The sequence below is a fragment of the Cryptosporangium sp. NPDC051539 genome, from assembly GCF_044454545.1.
In the GTDB taxonomy this organism is placed as follows: domain Bacteria; phylum Actinomycetota; class Actinomycetes; order Mycobacteriales; family Cryptosporangiaceae; genus Cryptosporangium.
In genome coordinates, this window is the sequence record NZ_JBITDV010000025.1 from 40,596 (window position 1) to 49,885 (window position 9,290).

Consider the following 9,290-nt stretch of genomic DNA (forward strand, 5'->3'; position numbering starts at 1 on the left):
GGTCAGCCCTTGTCGGGCGGTCAGGCCTCGCCGTACGGTCAGCGGTCCCCGGCGCCGCAGGCACACGGCCAGCAGCCCCAGGGGCCGCAGGCGTATGGCCAGCCATCCGTGGAGGGGCTGTCGTCGGGTCAGGCGCAAGCGGCGGGGTCGTCGTTCGGCCAGGCGGGCGTGGGCCAGGCGGGCGTGGGCCTGGCGGGTTACGGGCAGGCGTCCGGGCCGCGGGCGTCGTACGGTGAGTCGCCTGCGGCGGGTCAGCAGCACGGCGGGCAGTTGCCGCTCTACGGGCAGGCGCCCGCGCAGCAGCCTTCGGCGACAGCGCCTTTCGGGCAGCAGCAGTCGGCCGCGCCGCAGGCTTTCGGGCAGCCTCCCTCGGGGCAGCCGCCCTACGGGCAGCCGCCCGCCGCGCAGCCGCCCGCCGGGCCGCTGTCGTACGGGCAGCCGCCCGCCGGACAGCCGGCATACAGGCAACCCCCCGCCGGGCCGCCGGCATACGGGCAACCCCCCGCCGGGCCGCTGGCGTACGGGCAGGCACCCGCGGGGCAGCAGTGGCCGGCGGATCAGCCGTCGTCCGGGCAACAGGGCGCGCAGCCGGGGCGCGGGCAGGCGGCGGGGGAGTCCGGAGGCGGTGCGGCCGGCACCAAGACCTGGTTACCGGCGGACGAGACCGAGCGCGTGCGGGGCGCGGCCACCGGCATGGGGGCGTTGCGGCTGGCCCGGCGCGAACCCGGCCCCGCGCGGGAGTTCGTCGGCGGACTGGTCTACGCCGGGGCCTCACTGGGCGCGCTGATCGTCCTCGCGCTCATCCTCAGCCCGTTGGGCGACCACTGGTGGGTACAGGCGTTCCGCTTCCTGCTGATCGCTCTGATCGCCGGCGTCTTCATCGGCGTCATCCGGGCGATCCGTGCGCTGGTGCGCGGCCGGATGGCGATCTACCTCTACGACCAGGGCGTGGTGGGCACCAAACGCGGCGGCCTGCGCGCGATCGGGTGGGACCGGATGTCCCAGGTGGTCGTGTTCACCACCGAGGGCGTTCACCTCGTCGCCGACGACAACCCGATGCTCGTTCCCCAGGCCGTGGTGGGCGAGGACGCCGACCGTGAGCAGTTCCTCGACACGCTGCTGCCGCCCCTCCAGCACCGGGGTGTCGAGATCCTGCGCTTCTGAGCGGATGCGGATCGGGCTCGCTGCGGCGCGCGAGCCCGATCCGGAGCTAGCGAACCGGCCGGAGCGCGTCCGGCGTGAGGTCGGCGATCGTGGGGTAGCCGTCGACCGCCATCGTCAAGTCGGCCTCGGCCAGGATCGACCGCAGCACGTGCACGATTCCGTCGACGCCGCCGAGCGCCAGCCCGTACGCGTACGGACGGCCGACGCCGACCGCGGTCGCCCCCAGCGCCAGCGCCTTCACGACGTCGGAACCGCTGCGGACGCCGGAGTCGAACAGCACCGGCGTCCCGTCCGCGGCTTCGACCACGTCCGGGAGGCAGTCCAGCGCGGGCAGACCGCCGTTCGCCTGGCGTCCGCCGTGGTTGGAGCAGTAGATGCCGTCGACGCCGCCGTCTTTCGCGCGCCGGACGTCGTCCGGATGCTGTACGCCTTTGATCAGTAGCGGGAGCGTGGTCAGGGACCTCAGCCACGGTAGATCGGCCCAGGTCAGCGGGTTGCCGAACGACAGGGCCCAGTGGAGGACGGCGGCGTTGAGGTCTTCTTCCGGCGGCTTGGCCAGGCGGGAGCGGAAGACCGGGTCGCCCAGGTAGTTCTGCAGGCAGTGGCCGCGGAGCTGCGGGAAGCTCGAAGTGCGCAGGTCGCGGGGGCGCCAGCCGGTGATCCAGGTGTCGAGCGTGACGACGATGCCGGCGTAGCCGGCCTGCTCCGCGCGGTGGACGAGGCTCTCGGCGACTTCGCGGTCGGTCGGCGTGTAGAGCTGGAAGAAACCGGGCGTGTCTCCGAAGGAAGCCGCCACGTCTTCGAGCGGGTCGACCGACAGGGTGGAGGCCACCATCGGGACGCCGGTGCGCGCGGCGGCACGGGCGGTGGCGAGGTCGCCGTGACCGTCCTGGGCGCAGAGCCCGATGACGCCGATCGGGGTCATGAAGATCGGCGTCGGGTAGCGGCGGCCGAACAACTCCACGGTCAGGTCGCGTTGCGCCGCGCCGACGAACATCCTCGGGACGAGCCCGTGTTTCGTGAAGGCGGCGACGTTGGCGCGCTGGGTGTGCTCGTCGCCGGCGCCGCCCGCGACGTACGACCAGATGCCGGGCGGGAGGGCCGACTCGGCGCGTTCTTCCAGCTCGGAGAAGGTCATCGGGTAGGGCGGGAGAATGCCCTGCAGGCCGTTGAAGTAGATCTCGTTCTGGTAGTTGCCGAACGGCTGAGACATCCACGAATCGTAGGCCGCACGCTAGAGGTCGAGCAGTTCCTCGTAGAAGCCGCCGAAGCCGTGGGTTTCGTCGACCAGGTGGATCTCCAGGATCCAGTGGCAGTCTCGCCCCGCCCGGTCGTGCCGTCGCATCGGCTCGTCGCTGCCGTCGGTGATGTAGTAGCCGATCTGGTCGCCGTTGATGCGCTCGTGCGGGAACTCGCCGACCAGGTGCCCGGAGTGTGCACCGCCGAACGTCCAGCCGGCGTCGGCGGTCAGGCGCTTGACCTCGGCGTACAGCTCGGCGCCGGTGATGGCGGGGTGGGCCTCGAAGTATCGGCGACCGGCGGCGAAGAGCTGCGGCAGCGCGTCGCGCAGGCGCAGCTTGGCCGGGTCGTCACCGAGCACGAACGTCCGGCCGAAGTCGGCTTCCCAGTCGGCGAAGATCGGCCCGAAGTCGACGAAGACGATGTCGTCGTCGGCGAGGACCCGGTCCGGCGGGTTGTCTTCGTACGGGTGCAGCGTGTTCGGGCCCGCGCGGACGATCCGCTTGTGCCAGAACCGCCGGATGCCGAACATGTCGCCGGCCAGGTCGCGGATGCGGTCGCTGACTTCGCGTTCGCTCGCGCCCGCGGTGATGAGGCCTCGGTCTTCGACGGCGGCGAACAGGTGCTCGGCCTTGGCTTGTGCGTCCAGCAGGCCGGAGGCTCGTTCGGTCTCGGTGGTCACGCACTGACCCTACGGCCGACGGCGAGGTGCACCCGACGGCCGTGATCTCACCAGGCGGTCAGTGAGTCCCAGACCGCGGCCGGGCCGCCCTCGACCGCGAGGCGGCCCAGCGCGGTCGCGTCGGCGACGGCGGGCCGGGGGCGGTCGCGGTAGTCCCAGAGGAGCATCGTGTAGCGGTGGAGCGGGTGCTCCTCCGTCAGGCCGATCGCGCCGTGCAGGCGGTGCGCGGTGTGCGACACGACGGTCGCTGCCGCGGCTGCGACGACGTGCCCGCCCGCCAGCGCGGCCCCGTCGCCGGGACGATCGACGCACCGCTCCAGCGCCGCACCGGCCTGCACCGCCTCGACCTGCATCTCGGCGAGCGTCGTCCGCACCGTGGGCAGGTCCAGCAGCGGAGCGCCGAACTGCTCGCGCTGCCGCAGGTGCGCGCGGGTGATCGCGACCGTGCCCTCCACGCACCCCACCAGCTCGGCGAGCTGCAACAGTTCCGCCCAGCCGGAAGAAACGGCCCCGGCGGACGCGGCTCGGGCGGACGCGGACGCGGACGCTATCGGGGTCTTGATCGCGTGGTACCCCAGCCGCCGCACGATCGCGACGAGATCGGCCGGCCCTCCGCCCGACCCGCCGTCCGCTTCGGATACGCCGACCAGCGGCAACCCGGCGTCGACGACCACCGGCCACACCCGCGCCGGGTCGAACTCCGCGTCCGCCACGATCGAGTCGACCAGCGCGAGGACCTCGGAACTCATCGCGGCCCCGTCTCCCGCGCGAGCAGACCCAGCAGCACGTCCCGTGACCCGCCCCGCAGCGCAAATCCGGGCGAGGCCAGCAGCGACGCCCGGTACAGCTCTGCCACCGCGTCCCGGGCCGGGGGCGGCAGCTCCCGCACGAACTCGACGACGTCCAGCTCGAACGCGTTGCCGAGGTACTTCGTGGTGGCCGCTTCCCGCACCGGGGCCTGGCCCTCGTCCAGGGCCAGCGCGGTTCGCCGGGCCAGCCGGCGCAAGACCGCCAGGCGCGCGACGAGCCGCCCGAGCCCCGCGTGCGGCGCCGGCTCGACCCCCCGTAGGGCGTCGAGGATCGCGGCGAACAACACGTAGGTCGACAAGAAGCGCTCGGGGCCGCCGCGCTCGAACGCCAGTTGCTCCACGACCTGCTGCCAGCCCCGGCCCTCGACCCCCAGCAGCCGGTGCGCGGGCACGAACACGTCCTGCAGCAGCACCTCGTTGAAGTGGTGCTCACCGGTCAGATCGCGGATGGGTGACACCGTGATGCCCGGCCCCATGTCGACCAGCAGCTCCGACAGCCCGTCGTGCTTCCGCTCGCCCTCCGACGTGCGTGCCAGCACGTACAGGTGGGTGGCCCGGTGCGCGCCGCTCGTCCAGATCTTGTGGCCGTTGAGCAGCCAGCCGCCCTCGACCCGCGTCGCCCGCGTCCGGACCGCGGCCAGGTCGGACCCGGCCTGCGGCTCGCTCATGCCCAGGCAGAACGTGAGGTCGGCCCGGATGATGCCGGGCAGCAACTCGGCTTGCAGCTCGGGCGTCCCGTGCCGCAGGATCGACGGGCCGATCTGCCGATCGCCGATCCAGTGCGCGGCGACCGGCGCGCCCGCCCGCAGCAGCTCCTCGGTCACCGCCAGCCGGTCGACGTTGCTGTACCCGCCGCCACCGGCCGACGTCGGCCAGGTCAGCCCGATCAGCCCGCGTTCGGCCATCGCCCGGCTGAAGGCGAGGTCGTATCCGCGTAACCACGCGTCCGGCCGCGGCGTGAACTCGTACGACGCCAGGAGTTCCCGTGCCCGGTCGACCGGCGCGGTCACTTCTGGCCCAGGGGACCGTCGCGGAAGTCGTCGGTCGACGTCACCACGGCCAGGTGGGACGAGATGAGGTCGAGATGGGTGCCGAAGTCGATCCGGGCCGACTGCCGCACCGCCCGCTTGATCATCCGCACCGGCAGCGGCGGCTGGGCGGCTACCCGGCCCGCGAACTCCAGGACCCGGTCCAGCAGCTCGGCGTCGTCCCAGACCTCTTCGACCAGGCCGCAGGCGAGCGCCTCGGTAGCGTCCAGAAAATCACCGGTCCACAGCAGACGGAGGGCCCGGGAGGAACCGACGAGGCGGGGCAGCAGCCACGCGCCGCCGTCGCCCGGCACCAGACCGACCTTGATGTAACCCTCGCTGAAGCGGGCGCTCGAACCGGCGAACCGCAGGTCGGCCAGCAGGGCCATGTCCATGCCCGCGCCCACCGCGGCGCCGGCGACGGCGGCCAGCACCGGTTTGTCGATCCGGTCCAGCGCACGCGCGACCGCGTGCACCTCCTCCTGCAGGTAGTCCTTGACGTCGTGCGGGCGGCCGAGGTGCGCCCGGAACTCGTCGAGATCGACGCCGGAGCAGAAGTGGTCGCCCGCGCCGGTGACGACGATGACGCGCACGTCGTCGTCGCGTGCCGCGGTGTCGAGTGACTCGGCCCAGGCACGGAGCATCGTCCGGGTGAACGCGTTGCGGCGCTCGGGCCGGTTCAGCGTCAGAATCGCGATCCGGTCGCGCACCTCGTACCGCAACTCACCCATCCGGCGGTCCTCTCCGTCGACGCCCCGTCGCGTCCGCACCAGCGTAGGTGGAACGCGATCCGGCGTCTGCCGTCCCGGCCGCGGCCGCGGGCCCACACCCGGGGCCGACGCCCGATTCGGGACGTTACCGAACCGCAGCATTCACCGACCCTCCCGATAAGTCACCGCGAGTGGTGACAATGTGCGTATGCCTTCCGGGGGACATGGGCCGAACGTGATCGCGGTAGCGGGCCGATCGATGTTGTTGACGTCGACGAGTCGCGGCTCAGCCGTGCATCTCGCGACGGTTGCCGACGCGCCGGGCCGCGGGCGCGAAGCGGTCAGGGAGAACGAGATCGTGAAGGGCTACGACCCGGCCTCGCTCACCGCGCCGCTGTGGTCGCGCACCACGCTGTGCGGACGGCTGTGGGCAGCCATGGTGGGCGGGGACGGCGGGCCGGTCGGGCGGTCGGAGCTGGTGGCGTTCGCGCCGACGTGCCGTCGCTGCCTGGCGCTGATCGACCGGCACTTCCCGGCCCCGGAGCGGGACTCGCGGCTCGACCTGGTCGCCCAGCTCGCGGCGGACGCGGTGGTGGAGCGGCGTGGGTTCGCGGAGATCCACGACGTGCCCGGTGACCAGCAGGCGGAGCTGCGCAAGGCGGTGCGCGGGCTGATCCGGGTGCGCACCCACCACTCGGTACGGACGTTCGTCGACGACGGGATCGTCTACGTCGAGTGCCCGGCGCTCTCCGGAACGCACGGCCGCCCCGACGCACCCGAGACCGTGTCGTGGCGCGCCTGGGGTCAGTGACGGATCGCCGACGCCACGCTCAGCCGCCGGGCCCTGACCGCCAGGTCGACCAGCGTCAGCACGATGATCACCGCGATCACACCCTTCACGGCCTGATCGGTGCGCGTGGCGACGAAGATCGGGCCGGCGCCGATCGCCCAGGTCAGCACCGTGCACACGACCAGGACGTGGACGAGATCGACCAGGAGCAGAGCCGGCCGCCAGCGCCCGGCCCACACCAGCGCCGCCTGCACGGCCAGCCCGAACACCAGGACGGCCAGCACGAACGGCGCGCGTACCCGGAGGAACCCGCCGTCGTAGGCGAACGCCTCGTACGCGGCCTCGGCGGCCCGGCCCCCGGTGACGAACCGCGCGCGGCGGACGGCTCGACCAGCACCACCGTGCCGACGACGAAGAACACCAGCCCGATCAGGCGTCCGGTGCGGTTGATCCGGTCGGTCGGCGCCGGGCGCGGCTTCCACTCCACCGGATGCCCGCGCCGATACCAGGCCCGAGCGGCGAACCGGACGAACAGCACCCCGAGCCAGGCGAACACCCCCGCCACGCGGTATCGGACGTCGCACCGAAGTCGTGCCGGGGCTCGATCAGGGCGTCGAGAACGCTCCCACGAGGATCAGCACGGAACCGCCGAGGGCCAGCGTCAGGAATCGGCGGGTATCGGACGGGTCGATCAGCGTCACCGGCTGCCCGTACCGGGCGGCGACCTCGGACGGGTGCCCGAACCGGCGCAACAGCTCGCGGGCGTCGTCGGCCGAGCTTCCCTGCAGTTCCTCGGCCAGTAACTCGCGCAGCTCCCGCGCGACATCGGCGCGCTGCCGCCGGGGCAGAAGCTCGACGACGTCCGCGACGTAACGGTCGATCAGGTCCATGACTCCGTCCCGCTTTCCAGGAGTTGGTTCATCGTCGTGTTCAGGCCGCGCCACGAGGAGGTGAGCCGCTCGAGCAACGCCCGGCCCTCGGGGTTGAGCGCGTAGTACCGCCGGGGCTTCCCGTCGGTGGTCTGCCATTCGCTGTTCAGGACGCCCTGCGATTCGAGCCGCCGCAAGAGCGGGTAGAGCGTGCCCTCTTCGATCGTCAGCCCCTGGCTCGCGAGGGATTGCCGCAGCTCGTAGCCGTAGCGCAGCTCACGAAGCTGGGAGAGTACCGCTAGCACGACGACACCCCGGCGCAGCTCCAGTTCGAGCTTCTCGGGAACGTCGCTTACCATGTGGCACACAGTACCATGCGGCACACAGGAGGTGCGGTGACCGGACTGGATCGTCGCCTCGGTCTCACCGACGCGGTCGTGATCGGGCTCGGCGCGATGATCGGCGCCGGGATCTTCGCCGCGCTCGGGCCGGCGGCGGCCGCGGCGGGCCCCGGGCTCCCGATCGCGCTCGCGGTGGCCGCGGTGGTGGCGTACTGCAACGCGACGTCGTCGGCCCGGCTGGCCGCGCGGTACCCGGACTCCGGCGGCACCTATGTGTACGGACGGCAGCGGCTCGGCGCGTTCTGGGGATATCTCGCCGGGTGGGGGTTCGTGGTCGGCAAGACCGCGTCGTGTGCGGCGATGGCGCTCACGGTCGGTTCGTACGTGTGGCCGGAGCACGCCCATGCGGTGGCCGTCGTCGCGGTGCTCGCGCTGACCGCGGTGAACTACGTCGGGGTGCAGAAAGCGGCCTGGCTGACCCGGGCGATCGTGGTGTTCGTGCTCGGTGTGCTGGCCGTCGTGGTCGTCGTCGGCCTGAGTGCTCCGGCGGCGGACTCCTCGGCCCGCTGGGCCGCCTGGTCGGCCACCGGTGTGCTGCAGGGTGCGGGCCTGCTGTTCTTCGCGTTCGCGGGCTACGCCCGGATCGCCACGCTGGGGGAGGAGGTCCGCGACCCGGCGCGGGTCATCCCGCGGGCGGTGACGGTTGCTCTCGCGTTCACGCTGTTCGTCTACGCTGCGGTGACGTTGGCCCTGCTGGCGGTTCTGGGTCCGGCGCTGGCCGGGGCGGTCGCTCCGCTGGTGGACGCGGTGCGGGTGGCCGGGCACCCGGCACTCGTGCCGCTGGTGCGGACCGGCGCCGCGGTGGCGGCGCTCGGCTCGTTGCTGGCGCTGCTGCTCGGGGTTTCCCGGACCACGCTGGCGATGGCCCGGGATCGGCACTTCCCGCACCGGCTCGCGGCGGTGCATCCGCGGTTCGGTGTGCCGCACCGGGCCGAGGTCGTCATCGGGTTGATCGTCGCCGTCGCGGCCGGGACCGTCGATCTCCGGGACGCGATCGGCTTCTCGTCGTTCGGAGTGCTCGCCTACTACGCGGTGGCCAACGCCGCTGCCTGGACGCTGTCCCCCGCCGAGGGCCGCCCGCCCCGCGCGGTCCCGGTGATCGGGCTCGCCGGGTGCGTGATCCTGGCTTTCGCGCTCCCGTTGAGCGCGGTCGTGACCGGCGTGGTGGTTCTCGCGGCGGGTGCTGCCTGGTACGCAGCCCGGCGGGCCCTGTCCCGCGAACCCTGAGCGGGTTGGTACTCGCCGCGTGCGTCGCCGGCCCCGTTGGCCCCCTGCCCGTTGACCGTTGGTCTGGCTGGCCTGCTGCTGGGGTTGGCCTGCCGCTCGGGTCGGTCCTGCCGCTCGGGTCGGTCCTGCCGCTCGGGTCGGTCCTGCCGCTCGGGTCGGTCCTGCCTGCCGTCGGCCCTGTCCGTCGCCGGCCCTGGGGTTCTGCCCGGTTTGGCTCGGTGTTGGTCCGCCGAAGCTCCACAGCGGGGACCGACCCCGCCAACGACCGGCACCTAGTACTACAGCAGCGCTTCGTTAGATAGTTGCTGTCTTCGCTGGTAGTGGGCTTTTCGGGCGCGGGCCTGGTGGCGTCGGCGGAGCCGTGACCAGTC

10 protein-coding genes and 1 pseudogene are annotated in these 9,290 nt (G+C 72.6%); 3 read left to right on the forward strand and 8 right to left on the reverse strand.

Going from position 1 to position 9,290, the window contains the following annotated elements; all coding sequences use genetic code 11:
- Positions 1-1,164, forward strand: a pseudogene (locus ACIBZJ_RS42545) (hypothetical protein); the annotation flags it as partial.
- Positions 1,165-1,210: 46 nt separating this feature from the next.
- On the opposite strand, the gene ACIBZJ_RS42550 reads toward ACIBZJ_RS42545, so the two are convergent.
- The 5 genes from ACIBZJ_RS42550 to ACIBZJ_RS42570 are packed head-to-tail and all read right to left on the reverse strand — an operon-like array spanning position 1,211 to position 5,653.
- Positions 1,211-2,377: an alpha-hydroxy-acid oxidizing protein gene (locus tag ACIBZJ_RS42550; protein WP_395939309.1), complete on the reverse strand. Its 1,167-nt coding sequence runs from the start codon at positions 2,375-2,377 to the stop codon at positions 1,211-1,213.
- 21 nt (positions 2,378-2,398) lie between these two features.
- Positions 2,399-3,085: a M24 family metallopeptidase gene (locus ACIBZJ_RS42555; RefSeq protein WP_395939310.1), complete on the reverse strand. Its 687-nt coding sequence runs from the start codon at positions 3,083-3,085 to the stop codon at positions 2,399-2,401.
- 47 nt (positions 3,086-3,132) lie between these two features.
- The gene (locus ACIBZJ_RS42560) at positions 3,133-3,834 is read right to left on the reverse strand and encodes an acyl-CoA dehydrogenase family protein (RefSeq protein ID WP_395939311.1); all 702 of its coding nucleotides are present in this window, start codon (positions 3,832-3,834) and stop codon (positions 3,133-3,135) included.
- Entirely contained in the window at positions 3,831-4,904 is a 1,074-nt protein-coding gene (locus tag ACIBZJ_RS42565; protein WP_395939312.1) for an acyl-CoA dehydrogenase family protein, read from the reverse strand. Before ACIBZJ_RS42565 ends, ACIBZJ_RS42560 begins: the two co-directional genes overlap by 4 nt.
- The gene (locus ACIBZJ_RS42570) at positions 4,901-5,653 is read right to left on the reverse strand and encodes an enoyl-CoA hydratase/isomerase family protein (protein ID WP_395939313.1); all 753 of its coding nucleotides are present in this window, start codon (positions 5,651-5,653) and stop codon (positions 4,901-4,903) included. Before ACIBZJ_RS42570 ends, ACIBZJ_RS42565 begins: the two co-directional genes overlap by 4 nt.
- Positions 5,654-5,924: 271 nt before the next feature.
- On the opposite strand from ACIBZJ_RS42570, the gene ACIBZJ_RS42575 reads away from it, so the two are divergent.
- On the forward strand, positions 5,925-6,443 hold the full coding sequence (locus ACIBZJ_RS42575) for a hypothetical protein (protein ID WP_395939314.1): 519 nt from the start codon (positions 5,925-5,927) through the stop codon (positions 6,441-6,443).
- Here ACIBZJ_RS42575 and ACIBZJ_RS42580 read toward each other — a convergent pair.
- From ACIBZJ_RS42580 to ACIBZJ_RS42590, 3 genes are all read right to left on the reverse strand, one after another.
- Entirely contained in the window at positions 6,437-6,904 is a 468-nt protein-coding gene (locus ACIBZJ_RS42580; RefSeq protein ID WP_395939315.1) for a hypothetical protein, read from the reverse strand. The two genes, ACIBZJ_RS42575 and ACIBZJ_RS42580, sit on opposite strands and share 7 nt — an antisense overlap.
- A 123-nt stretch (positions 6,905-7,027) precedes the next feature.
- On the reverse strand, positions 7,028-7,312 hold the full coding sequence (locus ACIBZJ_RS42585; protein ID WP_395939316.1) for an HAAS signaling domain-containing protein: 285 nt from the start codon (positions 7,310-7,312) through the stop codon (positions 7,028-7,030).
- Positions 7,303-7,650 carry a PadR family transcriptional regulator gene (locus ACIBZJ_RS42590; RefSeq protein ID WP_395939317.1) on the reverse strand — a complete coding sequence of 116 codons (348 nt, stop codon included), beginning with the start codon at positions 7,648-7,650 and terminating at the stop codon, positions 7,303-7,305. Before ACIBZJ_RS42590 ends, ACIBZJ_RS42585 begins: the two co-directional genes overlap by 10 nt.
- 15 nt (positions 7,651-7,665) lie before the next feature.
- Between ACIBZJ_RS42590 and ACIBZJ_RS42595 the strand changes: the two genes are divergently transcribed.
- A complete protein-coding gene (locus tag ACIBZJ_RS42595) occupies positions 7,666-8,919 on the forward strand; it encodes an APC family permease (protein ID WP_395939318.1) in 1,254 nt (417 codons plus the stop codon).
- Positions 8,920-9,290 lie beyond the last annotated feature (371 nt).